At 47.2% G+C, this 400-nt stretch carries 1 protein-coding gene; it reads left to right on the top strand.

What is annotated here, in order from left to right; all coding sequences use genetic code 11:
* Nucleotides 1–400 (top strand): hypothetical protein (locus tag Q0954_RS34560; protein ID WP_299466806.1); only part of this gene is annotated, 400 nt, incomplete at both ends.

Raw genomic sequence — 400 nt, 5'->3', positions numbered from 1 at the left:
ACAATGACACAAATCAAACAATACAACAAAGAAGAGCTTCGGGCAATGTTGCCCGAAGCCTTTCAACGCTACCGTGACCAGGCAACCCTACTGGTGTTATCGGACACCAATATTTTTGCCGATGATCCTGGCGGGCGAAGCCTGGCCGTCAAACACTCACATAAGTTCCACGCCCGCATTTTTCGGTTTCAAAACCCTGAATATGCCGAAGGTCGCCAGGAACAAGCCTTTGGAGTGATAGAAGATGTAGATGAAGAAGAAACCCCTGGGGCAAAAAAAACTTCAGCGAAAGCCGCTGCTAAAAAAGTAGTGGAGGGGGATTTGGAAGATAAGGATGATATTTCGGCAAATCTCACAGAGCAGGTAAAAGCAGAGGAAAAGGCAGCGGAGGCTAAAAAAG

The sequence above is a fragment of the uncultured Microscilla sp. genome, from assembly GCF_947493425.1.
Lineage (GTDB): Bacteria > Bacteroidota > Bacteroidia > Cytophagales > Microscillaceae > Microscilla.
Note: the sequence above shows the minus strand (reverse complement) of the source record. Positions and strands in the feature narration are given on the sequence as shown.